This window comes from Ensifer adhaerens, from assembly GCF_000697965.2.
GTDB classification, from domain to species: Bacteria; Pseudomonadota; Alphaproteobacteria; order Rhizobiales; family Rhizobiaceae; genus Ensifer; species Ensifer adhaerens.
The window spans coordinates 59,780-79,037 of record NZ_CP015881.1 but is presented as its reverse complement, the minus strand read 5'-3'; the positions used below and the strand labels follow the sequence as shown (position 1 = coordinate 79,037).

At 63.2% G+C, this 19,258-nt stretch carries 20 protein-coding genes; 13 read left to right on the top strand and 7 right to left on the bottom strand.

What is annotated here, in order from left to right; translation table 11 throughout:
- Window positions 1-17: 17 nt before the first annotated feature.
- Window positions 18-770: an SDR family oxidoreductase gene (locus tag FA04_RS20140; protein ID WP_034787545.1), complete on the bottom strand. Its 753-nt coding sequence runs from the start codon at window positions 768-770 to the stop codon at window positions 18-20.
- Between the two features lie 56 nt (window positions 771-826).
- Window positions 827-1,306: a carboxymuconolactone decarboxylase family protein gene (locus FA04_RS20135; protein ID WP_034787548.1), complete on the bottom strand. Its 480-nt coding sequence runs from the start codon at window positions 1,304-1,306 to the stop codon at window positions 827-829.
- A gap of 130 nt (window positions 1,307-1,436) precedes the next feature.
- On the opposite strand from FA04_RS20135, the gene FA04_RS20130 reads away from it, so the two are divergent.
- Entirely contained in the window at window positions 1,437-2,342 is a 906-nt protein-coding gene (locus tag FA04_RS20130; protein ID WP_034787550.1) for a LysR family transcriptional regulator, read from the top strand.
- Between the two features lie 12 nt (window positions 2,343-2,354).
- Here FA04_RS20130 and FA04_RS20125 read toward each other — a convergent pair whose 3' ends face one another.
- Window positions 2,355-2,840: an Lrp/AsnC family transcriptional regulator gene (locus FA04_RS20125; RefSeq protein WP_034787553.1), complete on the bottom strand. Its 486-nt coding sequence runs from the start codon at window positions 2,838-2,840 to the stop codon at window positions 2,355-2,357.
- A gap of 143 nt (window positions 2,841-2,983) precedes the next feature.
- Between FA04_RS20125 and FA04_RS20120 the strand changes: the two genes are divergently transcribed.
- Together FA04_RS20120 and FA04_RS20115 are read left to right on the top strand one after the other, a co-directional pair.
- Entirely contained in the window at window positions 2,984-3,400 is a 417-nt protein-coding gene (locus FA04_RS20120) for a DUF2000 domain-containing protein (RefSeq protein ID WP_034787556.1), read from the top strand.
- A gap of 310 nt (window positions 3,401-3,710) precedes the next feature.
- On the top strand, window positions 3,711-4,892 hold the full coding sequence (locus FA04_RS20115; RefSeq protein WP_051659102.1) for an MFS transporter: 1,182 nt from the start codon (window positions 3,711-3,713) through the stop codon (window positions 4,890-4,892).
- 77 nt (window positions 4,893-4,969) lie between these two features.
- Here FA04_RS20115 and ycaC read toward each other — a convergent pair whose 3' ends face one another.
- Window positions 4,970-5,596, bottom strand: coding sequence for an isochorismate family cysteine hydrolase YcaC (ycaC, locus tag FA04_RS20110; protein WP_034787558.1), 627 nt, complete (start codon window positions 5,594-5,596; stop codon window positions 4,970-4,972).
- 140 nt (window positions 5,597-5,736) lie between these two features.
- On the opposite strand from ycaC, the gene FA04_RS20105 reads away from it, so the two are divergent.
- Entirely contained in the window at window positions 5,737-6,684 is a 948-nt protein-coding gene (locus FA04_RS20105; RefSeq protein WP_034787561.1) for a LysR substrate-binding domain-containing protein, read from the top strand.
- A gap of 233 nt (window positions 6,685-6,917) precedes the next feature.
- Window positions 6,918-7,211 (top strand): hypothetical protein, encoded by a 294-nt coding sequence (locus FA04_RS20100; protein WP_034787562.1) that lies wholly within the window; start codon window positions 6,918-6,920, stop codon window positions 7,209-7,211.
- A 36-nt stretch (window positions 7,212-7,247) separates the two neighbouring features.
- Here FA04_RS20100 and FA04_RS20095 read toward each other — a convergent pair whose 3' ends face one another.
- Window positions 7,248-7,946 (bottom strand): aspartate/glutamate racemase family protein, encoded by a 699-nt coding sequence (locus FA04_RS20095; RefSeq protein WP_034787565.1) that lies wholly within the window; start codon window positions 7,944-7,946, stop codon window positions 7,248-7,250.
- A gap of 222 nt (window positions 7,947-8,168) precedes the next feature.
- On the opposite strand from FA04_RS20095, the gene FA04_RS20090 reads away from it, so the two are divergent.
- The 5 genes from FA04_RS20090 (at window position 8,169) to FA04_RS20070 (ending at window position 13,377) form a co-directional block, all read left to right on the top strand.
- On the top strand, window positions 8,169-9,698 hold the full coding sequence (locus FA04_RS20090; protein WP_034787567.1) for an ABC transporter substrate-binding protein: 1,530 nt from the start codon (window positions 8,169-8,171) through the stop codon (window positions 9,696-9,698).
- Window positions 9,699-9,813: 115 nt separating this feature from the next.
- Window positions 9,814-10,755 (top strand): ABC transporter permease, encoded by a 942-nt coding sequence (locus FA04_RS20085; protein WP_034787569.1) that lies wholly within the window; start codon window positions 9,814-9,816, stop codon window positions 10,753-10,755.
- Window positions 10,755-11,624 carry an ABC transporter permease gene (locus tag FA04_RS20080; RefSeq protein ID WP_034787571.1) on the top strand — a complete coding sequence of 290 codons (870 nt, stop codon included), beginning with the start codon at window positions 10,755-10,757 and terminating at the stop codon, window positions 11,622-11,624. The genes FA04_RS20085 and FA04_RS20080 overlap by 1 nt, the downstream gene beginning before the upstream one ends.
- Window positions 11,625-11,627: 3 nt before the next feature.
- On the top strand, window positions 11,628-12,839 hold the full coding sequence (locus FA04_RS20075; protein ID WP_034787575.1) for an amidohydrolase/deacetylase family metallohydrolase: 1,212 nt from the start codon (window positions 11,628-11,630) through the stop codon (window positions 12,837-12,839).
- Window positions 12,840-12,861: 22 nt separating this feature from the next.
- A complete protein-coding gene (locus tag FA04_RS20070) occupies window positions 12,862-13,377 on the top strand; it encodes a RidA family protein (RefSeq protein WP_051659103.1) in 516 nt (171 codons plus the stop codon).
- A 15-nt stretch (window positions 13,378-13,392) separates the two neighbouring features.
- Here FA04_RS20070 and FA04_RS20065 read toward each other — a convergent pair whose 3' ends face one another.
- Complete coding sequence (locus FA04_RS20065) at window positions 13,393-14,199, bottom strand: IclR family transcriptional regulator (RefSeq protein WP_034787939.1); 807 nt, start codon at window positions 14,197-14,199, stop codon at window positions 13,393-13,395.
- A 202-nt stretch (window positions 14,200-14,401) separates the two neighbouring features.
- On the opposite strand from FA04_RS20065, the gene FA04_RS20060 reads away from it, so the two are divergent.
- Both FA04_RS20060 and FA04_RS20055 read left to right on the top strand, forming a co-directional pair.
- On the top strand, window positions 14,402-15,601 hold the full coding sequence (locus FA04_RS20060) for an aminotransferase class V-fold PLP-dependent enzyme (protein ID WP_034787581.1): 1,200 nt from the start codon (window positions 14,402-14,404) through the stop codon (window positions 15,599-15,601).
- Window positions 15,602-15,648: 47 nt separating this feature from the next.
- Window positions 15,649-17,484 carry an ABC transporter ATP-binding protein gene (locus FA04_RS20055; protein WP_034787584.1) on the top strand — a complete coding sequence of 612 codons (1,836 nt, stop codon included), beginning with the start codon at window positions 15,649-15,651 and terminating at the stop codon, window positions 17,482-17,484.
- Between the two features lie 93 nt (window positions 17,485-17,577).
- Here FA04_RS20055 and FA04_RS20050 read toward each other — a convergent pair whose 3' ends face one another.
- The gene (locus FA04_RS20050) at window positions 17,578-18,054 is read right to left on the bottom strand and encodes an Lrp/AsnC family transcriptional regulator (RefSeq protein ID WP_034787587.1); all 477 of its coding nucleotides are present in this window, start codon (window positions 18,052-18,054) and stop codon (window positions 17,578-17,580) included.
- Window positions 18,055-18,196: 142 nt separating this feature from the next.
- Between FA04_RS20050 and FA04_RS20045 the strand changes: the two genes are divergently transcribed.
- On the top strand, window positions 18,197-19,216 hold the full coding sequence (locus FA04_RS20045) for a 1-aminocyclopropane-1-carboxylate deaminase (protein ID WP_034787590.1): 1,020 nt from the start codon (window positions 18,197-18,199) through the stop codon (window positions 19,214-19,216).
- Window positions 19,217-19,258: the final 42 nt, after the last annotated feature.

Sequence of the window (19,258 nt, the reverse complement as noted above, 5' to 3'; positions counted from 1 at the left end):
GCGCGCCTCCGGTTCGGTTACTTGCGGGGTGCCGTTGCGAACCACTCTTCGAAGGTGATGCGGCCGAGGCGGGGATTGTTGTCGGAAACAAGCGAGCCATCCTCGAGCAGAGCGCCGAAATAGCGCGCCTCCCGGTCCAGCTCGACCTTGCGATTGTCGCCCATCGCCTTGAGATAGCGGGCGACGAGATCGCTGAGGCGCGAGCGCTCCGGACCCGCAATCTCGATCGTGCCGTTGACGGGATCGGCAAGCGCCACGTCGGTCATGGCATCGGCAACATCGTCTGACGCGATCGGCTGCACATAAGCCGGCGACAGGCGCACGAGGTCGCCGACGGTTCCCGATTGCGCGATCCCGCTCAGGAACTCCATGAACTGGGTCGAGTGCACGATCGTGTAGGGGATGCCACCGGCCTCGATCAGCTTTTCCTGCGCAAGCTTGCCGCGGAAGTAGCCGCTTTCCTGCAGCCGCTCGGTTCCGACCACGGAAAGCGCGATATGGTGTTTGACGCCGGCAGCCTTTTCGGCGGCAAGCAGATTGCGGCCCGACGTCTCGAAGAATTCGAGCACCGCCCTGTCCTCGAACGAGGGGGAGTTGGCGAGGTCGACGACGACGTCGCAGCCGCTGAGCGCTTCGGCGAGCCCCTCTTCCGTGATCGTATTGACGCCGGTGTTCGGGGAGGCGGCAATCACCTCGTGTCCGCGCTTGCGCAGGCGTTCGACCGTCTTCGAACCGATGAGGCCGGTTCCGCCGATGATGACGATTTTCATGGGATCCTCCATCGGCGGCGCCCATCGCGCCGCCGTGCATGACGGTTGCTGCGGGCTCAGTTGAGCCCGGCCTTGTCGAGCCCATAGAGCTTGTCGGCCGAACCGGGCACGGACTTGAACGCGACGCTGACGCGGTTCCAGGCGTTGATGGCCATGATGGAAAAGGTCAGATCGGAGATCTCCTTTTCCGAAAGCTGGCCGCGCACGCGCTCATAGAGTTCGTCCGGAACGCCGCCCTCGGGCAATTTCGTCAGCACCTCGGTCCAGGCAAGTGCTGCGCGTTCGCGCGGCGCAAACAGGTTCGATTCCCGCCAGATTGCCACGTGGTAGAGGCGCAATTCGCTCTCGCCGTGGATCTTCGCCTCCTTCACATGCATGTCGACGCAGAACGCGCAGCCGTTGATCTGCGAAGCCCGCAGATTGACGAGATCGCGGATTGTCTGCTCGATGACGCTGTCCTTCAGGCTGAGGCTGAAGTCGGAGATTTTCTTGAAGAACTCGGGTGACTGCTGGGCGTAGTTGAGGCGCTGGGTCATGGCTTTGCTCCTAATTAAGGACATCTGTTATCCTTATGGATACAAGATATCCTTAATCGATGGACAGTAAAGCGCGCCGGGGGTAAACTCGGCGCATAAGGCTTATGTCGAAACGTTTGGGGGAAGCCGGATGGACATCGTTTCTGCGCTCAGAGCCTTCCTGCGGGTGGCGGAGACCGGCTCGTTTTCCGCGGCTGCCAACGATCTCGGCCTGACCCAGCCGGCGGTATCACGCCAGGTCTCGGCACTCGAGGAGCACCTGAGCATGCGTCTTCTGCACCGGACGACGAATGCGCTGGCGCTGACCGCCGAGGGGGAACACATGATCCCGATGGCGCTCAAAGTTGTCGAGGCGGTCGATGCTCTGAACGAGGCTTCCTGCGGCGAGACCGGCCTCGTGGCGGGCCGCGTGCGGCTCACCGTGCCCGCGCCGCTCGGGCTCTATCTGAGCGATCGCCTGGCCGCCCTGCTCGCCCGTCATCCGGGGCTTTCCGTAGAGATGTTGTTTCGCGAGGAACCATCGGAACTGGTTGGGGAGGGCATCGATCTGGAGGTTCGCTTGGGTCCGGTGTCGGAGGGCGGCCTGATCTGCCGGCGGATCGGCTGGACGACCGCGTTTCTGGTGGCGGCACCCGACTATCTGAACCGGCGCCCCGCGCCAAAGATTCCCGACGACGTCGGGAAGCATGAATGCATCTGCTACAGCCGCGCCGGCGACGGCCGCCAGTGGACGTTTTCCGACGGCTCCGGCGACGTTTTCGTGCGCATCGCGCCCCGGCTCGTCGCCAACAGTGCCGTGGCCGTGCATCGCGCGGTGCTCGCCGGCAACGGCCTTGCGATCCTCTCCCATATCCTGGCCTGCCCGGACATCGAGGCTGGCCGCTTGGTCAACGTCATGCCGGCATTCCCGCCGGCGCGCCTGCCGATCAGCGTCGTCTATCCCTCGCGCAGAAACGTGCCGCTACGCGTGCGCACCGTTCTCGATTTCCTTGTCCAGGTGGTCCGGGAAGACCCGCTGATGGCCTCCGCCTCCTGACCGTCGTTTGGGTCAGCGCTGGCCGGCCGAGGCGCGCAGGGGCAGCCCGCCATAGGCCTTGATCTCCTTCAGCACGAAGGTCGTCTGCATCTCCTTGATGCACGGCAGGCGCCGCACGACCTTCATGGCAAAATCCGAATAGGAATCGAGATCGGCAGAGACGACCTGGAGGAGAAAATCCGCATCGCCGGCAATGCTGTAGCAGGCAACGACGCTGTCGAGTTTCATCACCTCCTCGGCGAAGGCGTCCGCCTCCGCCTCCGTATGGCTGTCGATCTTTACCCGGATGAAGGCGAGCACCCCAAGGCCGATTTCCCGGCGATTGAGTACCGCCATGTAGCCCTGGATGACACCGTCGTCCTCCAGTTGCCGTACCCGCCGCCAGCAGGGCGAGGTCGACATGCCAACCTCCTCCGAAAGCGCCTGGTTGCTCAGGCGCCCGTCACTTTGCAGCGCGGTCAGGATCTTTACATCGGCGGGTGTCAGGGTGGCGGGCATCTTCTATCTTATTTTCGGCTCTATCGGGATGAATCTACCCCATCTTGGCAATTTCTCGCAACATCAGAAAGATACTGCCTCGCCACACGGTCTATTCTCCCGGCCGACAGCAGCCTTTGAGAAACAGAGAGGAAACAGACCACGTGCTTCAGGACACCCGCCTCGCCATCATCGTCAATCCCGAACTGACACCCGGTCATCTCGCCAACACGATCGCAGCGATCTGCATCGGCATCGGCTCGGCGATGCCCGGTCTCGGTAACCAGCGGCTGACGGACAGCAGGCAGAACACCATCGACATCAGCTCCAACCGGCCCGTGCCGATCCTCCAGGCCGATGGCGCAACGATCCGTGCACTGCTCCTGAAGGCACTGCCGAAAGAAGACGATCGTGTCGTCGTGCCGTTTCCAGCCTTCGCGCGTTCGCTGCACAGCTATGCGGACTACGAGACGCAATTTCCGGAACGGGATCTCGCGCAGGAGACGATTGACGGCGTCGGTCTTGCCGGCGACCTGAAGTGGGTCAGATCGCTGACGGGATCGCTGAAATTGCTGCGATAGGGCAAAAACACGCGCAACGGCACAGCGGGTCGGGGCCCGCCGCTTCCGGCGTGTACATTTTTTTCACCGCAACCAGACCAATGTCAGGATTGGTGGCGACACATTCGCAACACCAACAGCCATTCGCTCGGAAAGGCAGCGCTTTCCGACTTGACGGCCTCTTCTCGCCTTGACGGGACCCACCCTGCGCGACAAGCTCTGAAAACAATTTTCAGAATATCAGAATTCCTTCACATACCGCATCGGCTCGACGGCTCCCGCCCGCTGCCGAGGGTGCATCGCGCGACACGCTATCCGGGGAACAATGCGCATGACCAACCAACGGCTCATCATGCTGATCTTCTTCCTGCAACCGATCGCCTTCGGCGCCTGGCTGCCGCGTATTCCCGACGTGCAGCAAAGGCTCGGCCTCGGCCCGGCGGAACTGGCGATCGCGCTGCTCGGCATGCCCGTCGGCATTCTGCTGACCCTGCCGTTTGCCGGCCGTTTTGTCGCCTGGATCGGCGGCCGTGCGACCATCCTCTACGGCTTCGTCGTCTTTCTGGCGCTCGTCTGGCTACCGACATGGGCCCCGAACATCGAGGTGCTCTTCGTGGCGCTCGCCATCGTCGGCGCAGCGTTGACGACGCTCGAACTCGGCCTCAATGTCGAGGCCGACGCGATCGAGAAGCACTCCGGGCAGCTGATCATGAGCACCTGCCACGGCTTCTGGAGCCTCGGCATCATGACCGGCAGCCTGGTTGGCGTCGGCTTCGCGGCGCTGCACGTGGCACCGGAATGGGCGGTGCCGCTGACGGCGGCAGGCATGTTGCCGATCAGCGTCTACTTCGCCCGGAAGCTGCCGCTCCTGAAGACCGGCGAGGCCGCGGCTGCCGAAGCGGCGCCCTCCAGACGCAAGCTGCCGGGCTGGGCATTGCTTGGCGTCTGCTTCTTCGTCTTTGGCATCACCATGACCGAAGGCGCCGTCGCCGACTGGTCGGCGGTCTTCCTGCGCGACATCTTCGGGCTTTCCAGCGCCAGCGCCGGTTTCGGCTACTCGATCTTCGCCTTCATGGTGGCTGCCGGGCGCTTTGCCGGCGACCGGCTGAAGGCGAGCTACGGCCCGGTTGCGGTGGCACGTGCCTGCGGTATCGCCAGCATTAGCGGGCTCATTCTCGTGGTGGTAAGCCCCGCCGCCTGGGCAGCGCTTCTCGGCTTTTCTGCCATGGGCTTCGGCGTATCCGTCGGCTTTCCCTTCGCCGTCACCGCCGCTGCCGACCAGAAGGACCGGCCGGCGGCCGCGAGTGTCGCCATTCTGTCCTTCATCGCGCTGCTCGGCTTCCTGCTCGGGCCGCCGCTGATCGGCCTGATCGCCGAATACAGCGGCATGCGCTTCGGTCTTGGCGTGCTCGTGCCCTTCCTCGCCGTCAGCCTGCTCTTGACCGGCCGGCTCAAGCCCGCGGCCCGTCTGGACGTGCAAGACGACGCCCAGCAGGCCGCCAGCCGCGCATAAAGGCCACGGCAACAGACAACACGAAAAGCCCCGGCCATCCCAGGCCGGGGCTTTCGTCGTTCATCGTCTGGCGTGTCTTACTTGCGCGCCGCCATGGTGTTGTAGCTGGTGATGAGGTTGCGGTAGTCCGGGATGTGGTTCGAAAATAGCGTGCCGAGACCCTCGATGTCGTTGCGCCAGTCGCGATGCAGCTCACAGGCAACGCCGAACCAGGTCATCAGCTGAACGCCGGCGGCGGTCATGCGCGACCAGGCGGAATCGCGGGTCACCTCGTTGAAGGTGCCGGAAGCATCCGTCACCACGAAGACCTCGAAGCCTTCCTCGATCGCCGAAAGCGCCGGAAACGCCACGCAGACCTCGGTCACGACGCCGGCGATCAGCAGCTGCTTCTTGCCGGTGGCCTTCACCGCCTTGACGAAGTCCTCATTGTCCCAGGCGTTGATCTGGCCCGGACGGGGAATGAAGGGCGCATCGGGAAACTGTTCCTTCAGCTCCGGAACCAGCGGGCCGTTCGGGCCATCCTCGAAGCTGGTTGTGAGAACCGTCGGCAGCTTGAAGTACTTGGCGAGATCACCGAGCGCCAGGACATTGTTCTTGAACTTGTCCGGGTCGAAGTCGCGCACCAGCGACAACAGGCCGGTCTGATGGTCGACGAGCAGGACGGCAACATCATCCTTGTTGAGGCGTACGTAGGGCTTGGTCATCGGAAGTCCTTTCCTTCGTTTTGTTTTCATCACCGCCAGCGGCCTTCGTTGCCGATCTGCTGTGATTGAACGTAAGCTACTGCAGGACCGTTGCCGCCAAAAGATTGTGAATTTCGACGCAGCGTCCTATGAATAGAACGATGCAGGACCTGAACGACCTCTATTATTTTGTCCAAGTCGTGGATCATGGCGGCTTTGCGGCTGCGGCACGGGCAACCGGTACGCAGAAATCCCGGCTGAGCCGGCGCATTGCGATGCTGGAAGACCGGATCGGGGTTCGGCTGATCCAGCGTTCGCCGCGCCGGTTCTTCGTTACCGATGTCGGCCGCGAATATTACCAGCGCTGCGTCGCGGTGTTAATCGAGGCGGAAGCGGCCGATGCCTTCATCGCGCAGCATCAGGGAGAGCCGCAGGGCATCATCCGGGTGAGCTGCCCGACCGCATTGATCTCGTTCCAGTTCGGCCGGCTCTTTGCCCGGTTCATGACCGCCCATCCGCGGATCGGCCTGCAGCTGGAAAGCACCAACCGGCGCGTGGATGTGATCGCCGAAGGTTTCGACGTTTCGATCCGTGTCCGGTTCCCGCCGCTCGAAAAAAGCGAGCTGGTGATGCGCAAGCTCGACGACAGTTCGCAATATCTCGTCGCCAGGCCCGGATTTCTGAAGGCGCCGATCGCCGAGCCCGCGCAACTGACGGGATTGCCGAGTCTTGCCTGGACTTCGGCCACGCACACCTATGAATGGCGGCTGGAAAGCGCCGATGGAGAACGGGCCGTCATCCGCCACGAGCCACGTTTCCTGACCGACGATATGGCGGCGCTACGCGAAGCGGCGCTCGACGGCGCCGGCATCGTGCAACTGCCGACGATGATGATCTGGAAGGACCTGGCAGCCGGCACGCTGGTGCCCGTGCTGCCGCAATGGCGCCCGGCGTCCGGCGTCGTGCACGCCGTCTTTCCTTCGCGGCGCGGGCTACTGCCCTCCGTTCGCACCTTCATCGACTTTCTTGCCCAGGAATGCGCCGCCGATCGCCTGGCGATCGACGAAAGCCTGGCATGGCCGGCAAGGCCACCCCATATCACGGCCTAACGCATCCGGCGGTCAACGGGCTCCCTTGACGTGCTACCCCGGCGGCCGCCCTCCGCGGACCCATGCGCTGGCCGCATAGTAGCCATTCCTTGCATATCGCGCCGCAACGCACGATCTTATTGGAGAAGCCGCGTTCGACGCCGGCTCCCCTCCTGGACTCACCCCAGTCGTAGACTTTTCCCCCGGCTTCGGCCGGCGCGGCCATTTCGGCTTGAACAATAGGGAAGGTAATCATGCAGACAACTGCCAAAACTCCCGACGCCAAGACACTGGATGCCATGACGCTGGATGAACGCTCGAACATGATGGCGCTGGTAGCGGAAGCGCTCGAGGCAACGGCCGAGAAGGCCTACGAGATCGGCGACGACCGGTTCGCCGAGAACTCGATCAGCCTCGCCAACATCATCATCGGCTGTGCGGACGACCTGGTGGTCGGCGACTTGCCAGCCGCCGAACTGCTTTTGCAGCAGGGCATAGCACTTCTCAGCCTGTTTCCGGGCGAACCCCGGGAATTCACCTTGCACTAGCCCTTGCAACCACGGCCGACGGCCAGTCGGCCGTGGTCAGGCGTCCCCGAGCGCGAGGTCGACCGCAGCAAGCGCGTGGATCTCGGTCGTATCGAACACCGGGACCGGGCTATCAGCCTGTGAAATCAAAAGCATGATCTCGGTGCAGCCCATGATGATCGCTTCCGCGCCCGCATCGACAAGCCGCGCGATGATGGCGCGATAGGCGTCGCGCGAGCTGTCTTTGACGATACCGGCAACGAGTTCGCGGTAGATGATCTCGTGCACCTTCGCCCGGTCTTCCGCCTCCGGCACCAGCACATCGAGACCGAATTTTTCCGCCAAGCGACCTTTGTAGAAGTCCTGTTCCATGGTGAAGGCCGTTCCGAGCAGGCCGACTTTGCGAAGGCCCGCCGCCTTGATCTTCTCCGCCGTCGGGTCGGCGATATGCAGCAGCGGAATGGAGACGGCTGCCGAAACGTCCGCCGCCATCTTGTGCATGGTGTTGGTGCAGATCATCAGGAAATCGGCGCCGCCTGCCTCGAGACGTCGCGCTGCGGCGATCATCTCTCCCGTCAGGGCCGGCCAGTCGCCGTGATGCTGCAGGCGCTCGATCTCGCCGAAGTCCATCGACCACATCAGCGATTTCGCCGAGTGCACGCCGCCGAGGCGCGCGCGAACCGTCTCGTTGATGATGCGGTAATACTCCGCCGAGCTCTCCCAGCTCATGCCGCCGATCAGGCCGATGACCTTCATTCTCTTCTCCCTTTTCAATCCGGACTCCGGGCTAACAAATCCCGCGCCTTCGCGATAGCTCCCGCCCACTTATGCACCCTCCAGGACAAGGGTTCCGGCCCGCCGCTGCCGGCGGTTGTGACAAGACGACGACAGCCGGTTGACATTTCCGGCTTCGTGCCTTTTTATATTCCAAAATAAAGAACGACATAGCATAACTATGGAATATGAGGAGGAGCAAATATGAAATCGACTAAACTCGCATTGCTTATTGGAACCGCATTGGTGGCATCGGCAACTCTCGCCTTTGCGCAGGAAAAGGGCGGCGTGATCAACGTCGCGACGGTCGGTGAGCCGCCGACCCTCGACCCGATGGCATCGACGGCCGACCTCGTCGGCATAGTCTCGCAACACATCTTCGAGACGCTCTACACCTTCGACAAGGACTGGAAGCCGACCCCGCTTCTGGCGGCAGCACTTCCGGAGATCAGCGCCGACGGCAAGACCTACACGATCAAGCTGCGCTCGGGCGTCAAGTTCCACGACGGCACCGATCTCGACTCGAAGGACGTCGTCGCCTCGCTCGAGCGCTGGACCAAGGTCGCCTCGCGCGGCAAGCAGACGGCAACGACGATTTCCGGCATCGAAGCGATCGACCCGCTGACGGTGAAGATCTCGCTCACCACCCCTTACGCGCCGCTCGTTTCGCTGCTCGCCTTCAACAACTCCGCGGCGATCGTGCTTCCTTCCGAAAAGCAGGCCGAGCCGATGACTGATTTCGTCGGCACCGGCCCCTACCAGCTGAAGGAACGCAAGGCGGACCAGTACATCCAGCTCACCCGCTACGATGCCTACAAATCGCCGGAAGGCGAAGCCAACGGCTATGGCGGCGTCCGCCACCAATATGCCGACGAAATCCGCTTCGTGCCGGTTCCGGACCCGAACACCCGCGTCGAAGCGGCCGTTTCCGGCCAGTATGACTATGTCGATTCTCTGCCGGTCGAATCCTTCGAACGCGTCAAGGGTTCGAGCGCTTCCGAACCCGTCATGCTGCAGCCCTTCGGCTGGCCTGTCTTCGTCTTGAACTCCGGCAACGGCATGACCAAGAACCTCGACCTGCGCAAGGCGATCCGCGCTTCGCTCAGCATGGAAGACATGATGGCGGCAGCCTTCGGCACCACAGACTTCTATGCGCTCGACGCCGCTCTCTACCCGTCGCAGTTTACCTGGCGGACCGATGCCGGCACCGAAGGCGCCTACAACATCGCCGATGCGGAAAAGGCTGGCGAACTCCTGAAGGCCGCCGGCTACAAGGGTGAGCCGCTGCGCATCCTGACGAGCCGCCAGTATGAGTTCCATTACAAGATGGCGCAGGTCGCGGCCGAGTATCTGAAGCTCGCCGGCTTTACCGTCGATCTGCAGGTGGTCGACTGGGCGACGCTGACCCAGCGCCGTGCCGACCCGACGCTCTGGGACATCTACATCACCCACAGCCCCTTCCTGCCGGAACCGGCCCTCATCGGCATGATGTCGACCAAGGCGCCCGGCAACTGGGATACGCCGGCGCGCGCCAAGGCGGTCGATGCCTTCAACGCCGAATCCGACTCGGCCAAGCGCGTGGCGCTGTGGGCAGACGTGCAGAAGGTGATCTTCGAGGAAGTGCCATTCATCAAGATCGGCGACTTCAACGCGCTTTCGGCGAAGTCGAAGTCGCTCGACGGCGTCTCGCCGGCCCCGTGGCCGTACTTCTGGAACGCTTCGATCAAGAAGTAAGCTCCCCCTCCCAAGGGACTTCGGCGGGCAGCCGGGCCATGCGCCTGGCGCCCGCTCGAAGGGGCGCGTCACTCCACCCTTGCGGCGGAGCGCACAGGAAAGGTTCGAGGCCACCATGTTACGCTACATCTTCCAACGGCTGATGGGCATGATCGTCGTCATGGCGATTGTCGTCACGATCGTCTTCGTCATCGTCCGCGTGACGCCCGGCGATCCCGCCGCCGTCATGCTCGGTCCGGAAGCAACCCAGGAAGACATTACGGCGCTGCGCAGCCGGCTTGGCCTCGACCAGTCGCTCGGCCTGCAATATGTTTACTATATCGGACAACTGCTGCAGGGCGATCTCGGCCAGTCGATCTTCCTCAACCAGCCGGTCACGTCAGCACTGGCGGAGCGTGCCGAGCCGACCTTCTTCCTGACCCTGTTCTCAATCGTCATCGCCTGCGCCATCGCGCTGCCGATCGGCATCTATGCCGCCTACAGGCGCGGCTCCTTCGTCGACCAGGCGGCAACAACGCTTGCCATGCTCGCCGCCAGCATACCGAGTTTCTGGCTTGGCCTGATCCTGATCCAGGTCTTTGCCGTGCGTTTCGGCTGGTTCCCGGTCTCCGGCTATGGCGGCCCCGGATCCTCCTTCACCGAGCGCATGTATCACCTGACCTTGCCGGCGATCGCGCTCGGCGTCGTCTCCTCGGCGCTGATCCTGCGCTTTACCCGTGCATCGATGCTCGACGTGCTCGGCGACGATTTCATCCGCACCGCCCGCGCCAAAGGCCTCGGCGAACGCAAGGTGGTGATGAAGCACGCACTGAAAAACGCGCTGATCCCGATCCTGACGATCATTGGCCTCACCGCCGCCGTGCTGATCTCGGGTGCGGTTGTCACGGAAACCGTCTTTGGCCTGCCCGGCGTCGGCAATCTCGTCGTCTCCGCCGTGCTTCGCCGCGACTATCCCGTCATCCAGGGCGCGCTGCTCGTCATTGCCGCGCTCTACGTGCTGATCAATTTCGTGATCGACATGCTCTATCTCCTCGTTGATCCAAGGGTGCGCTACTGATGTCTATCACCGTATCTGCCCCCACCGAGAGCGAAGGCCGCAAGTTCGTCCGCCGGCTGTTGAAGCGCAAAACCGTTGCCTTCGGCCTGATCGTGCTCACCGTCTTCGTGCTGCTTGCCGTCTTCGCGCCGCTGATCGCACCCTATGCGCCCGGCAAGCTGTCGATCGTCAACCGGCTGCAGCCGCCGAGCCTGCAATGGTTCTTCGGCACCGACGAGTTCGGCCGCGATGTCTTCTCCCGCACCATCTATGCCGGCCGATTGTCGCTGCTTGTCGGTGCGGCGGTCGTCACGCTTGCAACCGTGATCGGCGTCGTGCTCGGTCTGCTCGCCGGCTTCTTTCCGAAGCTCGACACGCCGATCGCCCGCGTCATCGACGCGATGATGGCCTTCCCGGACATCCTGCTTGCGATCGCGCTGGTCGCGGCCTTGGGCCCCTCGCTGACGACCGTCATCATCGCGCTCAGCATCGTCTATGCGCCGCGGCTCGCCCGCGTGGTGCGCGCCTCGACACTGGTCATCCGCGAGCTTCCTTATGTCGAGGCGGCCCGCGCGCTCGGGATCTCGACGCCACACATCATGACGCGTCACGTGCTGCGCAATCTGCTTTCGCCCGTCCTCGTGCAGGGCACCTTCCTCTTCGCCCATGCGATGCTTGCCGAAGCCGGGCTTTCCTTCCTCGGCGTCGGCGTCAGCCCGGAAATCCCGACCTGGGGCACGATGATCGCCTCGGGGCGTCAATATATCGGCCAGGCCGACTGGGTAACGCTCTTCCCCGGCATCGCCATCGTGCTTTCGGTCTTGTCGCTGCAGATGGTCGGTGACGGCCTGCGCGATATGCTCGATCCCCGCCTCAGAAAGGACCTGTAAGTCATGACGACCGCAACATCGAACGCCGGTCCGGTGCTGATCCGGCAGGTGAAGCCCGTCGCCTTCGGCATGGCCGCGCCGGCTGAAACCACCGACATCCTCGTCGACGACGAAGGCCGCATCGCAGCCCTCGGCCCGAACCTGGAGGCATCAGGCGACGTGCGTCGCATAGAGGGCAAGGGCGCCTGGATCTCGCCCGGCTGGATCGACCTGCACGCCCACGTCTGGCACGGCGGCACCGACATTTCTGTGCGCCCGCAGCTTTGCGGCATGGAGCGCGGCGTCACCACGATCGTCGACGCGGGTTCGGCCGGTGAAGCCAATTTCCACGGCTTTCGCGAATACATCATCGAGCCGTCGCGCGAGCGCATCAAGGCGTTCCTCAATCTCGGCTCGATCGGGCTTGTCGCCTGCAACCGCGTCAGCGAACTCTCCGACATCCGCTCGATCGACATCGACCGTATCATCGCCTGCTACCAGGAAAACCGCGAGCACATCGTCGGCCTGAAGGTGCGCGCCAGCCACGTCATCACCGGTTCCTGGGGCGTGACGCCGGTGAAGCTCGGCAAGAAGATCGCCAAAATCCTGAAGATCCCTGTCATGGTGCATGTCGGCGAGCCGCCGGCGCTCTATGACGAGGTTCTGGAAATCCTCGGGCCCGGCGACATCGTCACCCATTGCTTCAACGGCAAGGCCGGTTCCAGCATCATCGAGGACGAGGACCTGTTTGAGCTTGCCGAACGCTGCGCCGGCGAAGGCATCCGCCTCGACATCGGCCACGGCGGCGCCTCGTTCTCCTTCCGCGTGGCGGAAGTGGCGATCGCCCGCGGTCTGCTCCCCTTCTCGATCTCCACCGACGTGCACCTGCGCAGCATGAACCAGTCCGTCTGGGACCTGGGCACCACCATGTCGAAGCTCTTGAGCGTCGGCATGCCTTTCGAAAAGGTGGTCGAGGCCGTGACCCAAGCGCCCGCCTCGGTCATCCGCCTGCCGATGGACAATCTGCTTACCGTCGGCGCCCGCGCCGAATTCACCCTCTTCGACCTCGTCGATAGCGAGCTTCGGGTCTTCGATTCACTCGGCGCCGAAGCGCACCTCAACCGCCTCTTCGAGCCGCGCTACGCGGTCATGGGCACCCACGTGGTTGCCGCCAATCGTTACCAGCCGCAGCATATCGAGTGCCCGGACCACAGCCACGGCTTCAGCTACCGCTAAGCCAGGGCGACAGAATACAGAAATGACAGGACAACGCGTGAACAGTATGGACCCGAAAAACGACAGCCCCGTCGCTGTCTCACCCTACGAACGCCTTCAGGCCCTCGGCATCAACCTGCCGCCTGCGCCACCGCCGATCGCCAATTTCGTGACGCATGTGCGCGAAGGCAACATCCTGTATCTCTCCGGCCAGGGCCCACGCGAGCCCGACGGTCATCTCTACGCCGGCAAGGTCGGCGGCGATGTCGACATCGACAGCGCCTATGACCACGCACGGTTAACCGGCATCAACCTGCTTGCGGTCATGCATGATGCGCTCGGAGACCTCGGAAAGGTCAAGCGCATCGTCAAGATCCTGGGCATGGTCAATGCCGTTCCGGATTTTGCCGAACATCCGCGCGTCATCAACGGCTGCTCGGACCTGATGATGGACGTTTTTGGAGCGGCCGGCAGCCATGCGCGCTCGGCGGTGGGTTTCGGGTCGTTACCCGGCAACATCACCGTCGAGATCGAGGCGATCGTCGCTCTGCACGAGTGACGACGGGAGGTCGGATCAGTGGCTGCGCCAGCCCATCATTTTTTCGATCCGCTCGGCGGAAACCCTGACGTGATCGGCGTAGAACGCCCGGTCGTCGAGGATTTTCTGCTCGGGCAGGACGATCGAGATCGTGGCAGCGCAATTGCCCTTATCGTCGAGGATCGGGGCTGCGACGCAGGCGACGGCATAGTCGGATTCGCCCGCCTGGATCGACAGCCTTGCGGAAAGCGCGCTTTCAGCCTGGGCGGAGAGCGCGGCCGGATCGATATCGGCGCGGCCGGTCGGCGAGGTTCGTGCGCAGCGGCGGAACAGCTCCAGCCGTTCGTCGGCGGGCAGATGCCCCACCAGAAGACGGCCCGACGCCGTCCAGTTGAGCGGCACGCGGGTACCGACGCGCGAGGTCACCTGGAAATGGCCGGGACCATCGGCCATGGCGAGCACCTGCATGTAGTCGCCGTCGCGGCCGCAAAGCTGGATCGTCTCGGCAACTTCACGGCCGAGGTCGTGCATCTCGCGGGTGGCGACGCCGAGGAAATCGAGCGAGCGGGCATAGGCAAGGCCATAGTGATAGAGCCGGTCGCCGAGCCAGACGAGCCCATCGGCATCGCGGCTAAGCAGGTTCTTTTCGACCATGTCGTCGACGATGACATAAGCGGTCGACAGCGGCGCGCCGACAGCCTTGGCAATCGCGTAGACGCCACTCGGGGAACCCGTCTCATAAAGGAAATCGAGCACCTGCAAGGCGCGATCCATGCCGCTCACGCGCGAGCGGCGCGGCTTGCCGGTCGTTTCCATATCGTCGGTCGGCTCGACGCCGGTCATCGTCTTGTCCACTGCTTCACTCCTGCACCGCTCGAAGGGCGTGCTGCCGGTAAAATCTCGGCTTCCGCTGCCGCCGCGCCGCCGATGGCGGCCGCGTCAGATAGCGCAAAGCCTCACTCATACTTCATTACTATGGTAGATATTCCGCGAAGACGGAATAGTCTACCCGCTTCGACCGCCAGAAAATCATATGGAGACCACTATGCCTGACCGTGACATTCGCGAAGCTCTCGGACTTCGTCCCGTTATCAACGTCTCCGGCACGATGACCAGCCTCGGCGCATCGATCGTGGTCCCGGAAGCGATCGCGGCCATGACAGGCATACTGCCGCAGTTCGTCGAGATCAACGACCTGCAGCGCAAGGTGAGCCCGGTGATTGCTCGGCTGACGGGTGCCGAGGCCGGCTTCATCACGGCGTCCTGCTCCGCCGGCATCAGCCTCGCCATTGCCGGCACCATGACCGGAAGCGACCTTGCCGCCATCGAGCGCCTGCCGGATACGACCGGCCTCAAGAATGAAGTCATTCTGCAGATGGGCCATGTGGTCAGCTACGGCGCGCCCGTCGACCAGGCGATCCGGCTTGCCGGCGCCAAGCCGGTGATCGTCGGCCAGGCGACGTCGGCCTATCGCTACCATATCGAAGGCGCGATCAACGAGCGCACCGCTTGCGCCGTCTACGTCGTCTCGCATCACGTGGTGCAATACGGTCTCGTCGGCCTCAGGGAATTTGCCGAGGTCTGCCATTCGAAGGGTGTGCCGGTCATCGTCGACGCCGCTTCCGAATACGACCTGCGCATCTTCCTCGATGAGGGCGCCGACATCGTGCTCTATTCCGGCCACAAGTTTCTGGGCGGCCCGACCTCCGGCATCGTCGCCGGCAAAAAGGAAATGGTGCGCAACACCTTCCTGCAGAACCTCGGCATCGGCCGCGGCATGAAGGTGGGCAAGGAAAGCATGCTCGGCGTGATGGCGGCACTTCAAGCCTGGGAAACCCGCGACCATGCCGGCATCCGCGAGCGCGAAACCGGTTACCTGAACCTCTGGCGCGAGACGCTCGACGGCCGTCCCGGCATCAAGCCGGTGATCGAGGCCGACCCGACCAACAACCCGCTCGACCGGCTGCGCGTCAACATCGACCCGCAGGAAGCCCATATCACCGCCTGGGATCTCGCCGATGCGCTGGCCCGCGGCGCGCCGCCGATCATCGTGCGAGACCACGAGGCCGAGCACAATTACTTCTACCTCGACCCCTGTAACCTGCATCCGGGCCAGGAGAAGATCGTCGCCAGCCGCCTCGCCGAGGAGCTCGACAAGGCGAGAGCCTCGAACGAGATCATCGCCACGTCGCTCGCCGAACGCAACGCACGCCGCTTCGCCGGCCTGCTGCGCTGGCCCGACTGACCCGACGACCAACTAAGATACGCGCAGCATCTGACGGAGGAAACGAGATGACCGAGACCAAAGCCCAGCCGGACCGTTCGACGGCGCCCGTTCTCTCCGTCGAGAACCTGACGACCTCTTTCCTGGTCGACGGCGCCTGGAAGCCTGTCGTCCGGGACATATCGTTTACCGTCGCGCCCGGCGAAACCGTGGCGATCGTCGGCGAATCCGGCTCGGGCAAGAGCGTCACTTCGCTCTCGATCATGCGGCTCCTGCAGAAGGAGACGAGCCGCGTCGAAGGGCGGGTGATGATGGGCGGGCGCAACATCCTCGACTTGCCGGAATCTGAGATGCGCCGCGTGCGCGGCAACGATGTCGCGATGATCTTCCAGGAGCCGATGACCAGCCTCAATCCGCTGTTCACCATCGGTGACCAGATCTCCGAGGCCCTTCTCTGCCACAGGCCAATGTCGAAGGCCGACGCCCGGGCGGAAACCATCCGATTGCTCGAAAAGGTCCGCATTCCCTCCGCCGCCTCGCGCTTCGACGAATACCCGCACCGCTTCTCCGGCGGCATGCGCCAGCGCGTGATGATCGCCATGGCGCTCGCGAGCCGGCCGAAGCTCCTGATCGCCGACGAGCCGACGACGGCGCTCGACGTCACCATCCAGGGCCAGATCCTCGACCTGATCAAGGTGTTGCAGGAGGAGGAAGGCACCTCGGTGCTCTTCATTACCCACGACATGGGCGTGGTCGCCGAAATCGCCGACCGCACGGTGGTGATGTTCCGCGGTGACGCGGTCGAGACCGGCAACACCGAGGACATCTTCCTTCGGGCGAAACACCCCTATACCCGCGCACTGCTCTCGGCCGTGCCGATGCTCGGCTCGATGAAGGGCGAAAGCCAGCCGATGCGTTTTCCCGTCATCGACGCCGCGACCGGGCTGCCTTCGGCGACGGCGGAAGCCACCGATACGGTCCAGGCCGGCCGCAAGCCGATCCTCGAGGTCAAGAACCTCGTCAAGCGCTTCGACATCCACGCCGGCTTGCTCGGCAAGCTCAAAGGCCGCGTCCACGCCATCGAGAACGTCTCCTTCAGTCTGCAGCCGGGCGAGACGCTGTCGCTCGTCGGCGAATCCGGCTGCGGCAAGTCGACGACCGGCCGGGCCATCATGCGGCTGATCGAGCCGGAAAGCGGCTCCGTGGCGCTCGACGGCCAGGACGTCCTCAAAATGGATCGCAGGCAGCTGCGCGAAATGCGCCGCACCATGCAGATGATCTTTCAGGATCCTTTCGCGAGCCTCAATCCGCGCATGACGGTGGGCGCCGCGATCGCCGAACCCTATCTCGAACACAAGCTCGGCACGGCACGGCAGGCGCGTGAGAAGGTCGCCGACCTGCTCGAACGCGTCGGACTGCAGGCCGACATGGCCGCCCGCTACCCGCACGAGTTCTCCGGCGGCCAGCGCCAGCGCGTCTGCATCGCACGCGCCTTGGCGCTCGACCCGAAGCTGATCGTCGCCGACGAGTCTGTTTCGGCACTCGACGTCTCGATCAAGGCACAGGTCATCAACCTCTTGCTCGACCTGCAGGCGAGCCTCGGCCTTGCCTATCTTTTCATCTCGCACGACATGGCCGTCGTCGAGCGCGTCAGCCACCGGGTCGCCGTGATGCATCTCGGCGAGATCGTCGAAATCGGCTCGCGTGCGCAGGTTTTCGAGAATCCGCAGCATCCCTATACGAAGAAGCTGATGGCCGCCGTCCCAATCGCCGATCCGACCCGTCGCCATGCGCGCCGCAATGTCGCGAGCGACGAGCTGAAGAGCCCCTTGCGCGCGCCCAACTACGTTCCGGAAACGCGGCGCTTTCAGCAGGTCGCAGACGATCACTTCGTCCAGGTCTGACCGGGTTGCACCTATCGGGCCGCATCCGGCACGCTGAAGACGTACCGGGTCTCGCGTGCCCTTCGATGCGAAAGGCCAATCGTTCGACGACCGTCAGAACGGCAGCCGGGCGTTCTCCTTGACTTCCTTCATCACAAAGAAGGTGCGCGTCTGGCGTACCCCCGGTAGCGCAATCAGCTTCTGACCGTGCAGTTTGTTGAAGTCCGCCATGTCTCGGACCCGGATTTTCAAAAGATAGTCGAAGTCGCCAGCAACGAGATTGCAGTCGAGCACTTCCTTCATCTCCAGCACCGCGCCCTCGAAGGCCGCAAAGCTCTCGGGCGTCGAACGATCGAGCACAACGCCGACCATCACCAACGCTCCGAGACCGACCGCTGCCGGCGCGACCTCCGCCCTCACACCGGTGATATGACCCTCTTCGAACAACCTCTGTGTTCGCCGATGACAGGTCGCCGGACTGACGTTTACCCGCTCGGCAAGGTCGGCGTTGGTCAGCCGTCCTTCGGATTGCAGGGCACGCAGGATCTTGAGATCGATCCGGTCAAAATCATCATCGGAAGAATCTTTCATTATCTATCCCGTTTATTGAAGAAAATCAAAACTTGATCGGAATTGTATTCTATCCAGCGAAATTTTGACAGCAATTTAGAGAGCACCTTTCACGAGAATTCGCCTATCCTTCTCCTACAATTTTCACACGGAGGCCTGGATCATGTCACTGCTTGAGAAGTTCGAACGCTACCCCCTCACCTTCGGCCCGACGCCGATCGAGCATCTGCCGCGACTGACGGCGGCGCTCGGCGGAAAGGTCGCGATTTACGCCAAACGCGACGACTGCAATTCCGGCCTCGCCACGGGCGGCAACAAGCTCCGGAAGCTTGAGTATATCGTGCCCGACGCAATCGCTTCGGGCGCCGATACGCTGGTCTCGATCGGCGGCGTGCAGTCGAACCACACCCGCATGGTCGCCGCCACTGCTGCCAAGATCGGCATGAAATGCGTCGTCATCCAGGAAAAATGGGTGCCGCACTATGATGCGGTCTATGACCGCGTCGGCAACATCCTGATGACACGGCTGATGGGGGCGGACAGTCGACTCGTCGACGACGGTTTCGACATCGGTATTCGGAAGAGCTGGGAAGATGCGATCCAGTCGGTTAAGGATGCCGGCGGCAAGCCCTACCCGATCCCGGCCGGCGCCTCGGTGCACAAGTATGGCGCACTCGGCTACGTCGGCTTTGCCGAAGAGGTGGCGGCACAGGAAAAGGAGCTCGGCTTCACCTTCGACTACATCGTCGTCTGCGTCGTCACCGGCTCCACCCAGGGCGGCATGATCGTCGGCTTTGCCGCACAGGACCGCGCCAATCGGGTGATCGGCATCGACGCATCGGGCACGCTCGAGCAGACCCGCTCCCAGGTTCGAAAGATCGTCGACTCGACGGCCGAACTGGTTCGCCTCGGCAGGGCGATCCGCGAAGACGAGATCGTGATCAATCCCGATTACGCCTATCCCGCCTATGGCGTACCATCAGAGGAAACCAACGAGGCGATCCGGCTCGCGGCTCGCACCGAAGCGATGATTACCGACCCTGTCTATGAGGGCAAATCCATGCAGGGGATGATCGACCTTACCCGCAAGGGATTCTTCCCGGAGGGGTCTCGCGTTCTCTACGCCCACCTCGGCGGCGCACCGGCGCTCAACGGCTACAGCTACTACTACAAGGACGGCTGAGTCCTTGGCCTAGACTGTCACCTTACGTCCTTCTCCATCGGA

Bases quoted from the DNA above. Each gene is read 5' to 3' on its own strand.
- FA04_RS20135 (WP_034787548.1), bottom strand. From the start codon at position 1,306: ATGACCCAGCGCCTCAACTACGCCCAGCAGTCACCCGAGTTCTTCAAG.
- FA04_RS20100 (WP_034787562.1), top strand. From the start codon at position 6,918: ATGCAGACAACTGCCAAAACTCCCGACGCCAAGACACTGGATGCCATG.
- FA04_RS20105 (WP_034787561.1), top strand. From the start codon at position 5,737: ATGCAGGACCTGAACGACCTCTATTATTTTGTCCAAGTCGTGGATCAT.
- ycaC (WP_034787558.1), bottom strand. From the start codon at position 5,596: ATGACCAAGCCCTACGTACGCCTCAACAAGGATGATGTTGCCGTCCTG.
- FA04_RS20045 (WP_034787590.1), top strand. From the start codon at position 18,197: ATGTCACTGCTTGAGAAGTTCGAACGCTACCCCCTCACCTTCGGCCCG.
- FA04_RS20080 (WP_034787571.1), top strand. From the start codon at position 10,755: ATGTCTATCACCGTATCTGCCCCCACCGAGAGCGAAGGCCGCAAGTTC.
- FA04_RS20060 (WP_034787581.1), top strand. From the start codon at position 14,402: ATGCCTGACCGTGACATTCGCGAAGCTCTCGGACTTCGTCCCGTTATC.
- FA04_RS20130 (WP_034787550.1), top strand. From the start codon at position 1,437: ATGGACATCGTTTCTGCGCTCAGAGCCTTCCTGCGGGTGGCGGAGACC.
- FA04_RS20075 (WP_034787575.1), top strand. From the start codon at position 11,628: ATGACGACCGCAACATCGAACGCCGGTCCGGTGCTGATCCGGCAGGTG.
- FA04_RS20055 (WP_034787584.1), top strand. From the start codon at position 15,649: ATGACCGAGACCAAAGCCCAGCCGGACCGTTCGACGGCGCCCGTTCTC.
- FA04_RS20050 (WP_034787587.1), bottom strand. From the start codon at position 18,054: ATGAAAGATTCTTCCGATGATGATTTTGACCGGATCGATCTCAAGATC.
- FA04_RS20070 (WP_051659103.1), top strand. From the start codon at position 12,862: ATGACAGGACAACGCGTGAACAGTATGGACCCGAAAAACGACAGCCCC.
- FA04_RS20085 (WP_034787569.1), top strand. From the start codon at position 9,814: ATGTTACGCTACATCTTCCAACGGCTGATGGGCATGATCGTCGTCATG.
- FA04_RS20115 (WP_051659102.1), top strand. From the start codon at position 3,711: ATGACCAACCAACGGCTCATCATGCTGATCTTCTTCCTGCAACCGATC.
- FA04_RS20090 (WP_034787567.1), top strand. From the start codon at position 8,169: ATGAAATCGACTAAACTCGCATTGCTTATTGGAACCGCATTGGTGGCA.
- FA04_RS20065 (WP_034787939.1), bottom strand. From the start codon at position 14,199: ATGACCGGCGTCGAGCCGACCGACGATATGGAAACGACCGGCAAGCCG.
- FA04_RS20140 (WP_034787545.1), bottom strand. From the start codon at position 770: ATGAAAATCGTCATCATCGGCGGAACCGGCCTCATCGGTTCGAAGACG.
- FA04_RS20095 (WP_034787565.1), bottom strand. From the start codon at position 7,946: ATGAAGGTCATCGGCCTGATCGGCGGCATGAGCTGGGAGAGCTCGGCG.
- FA04_RS20125 (WP_034787553.1), bottom strand. From the start codon at position 2,840: ATGCCCGCCACCCTGACACCCGCCGATGTAAAGATCCTGACCGCGCTG.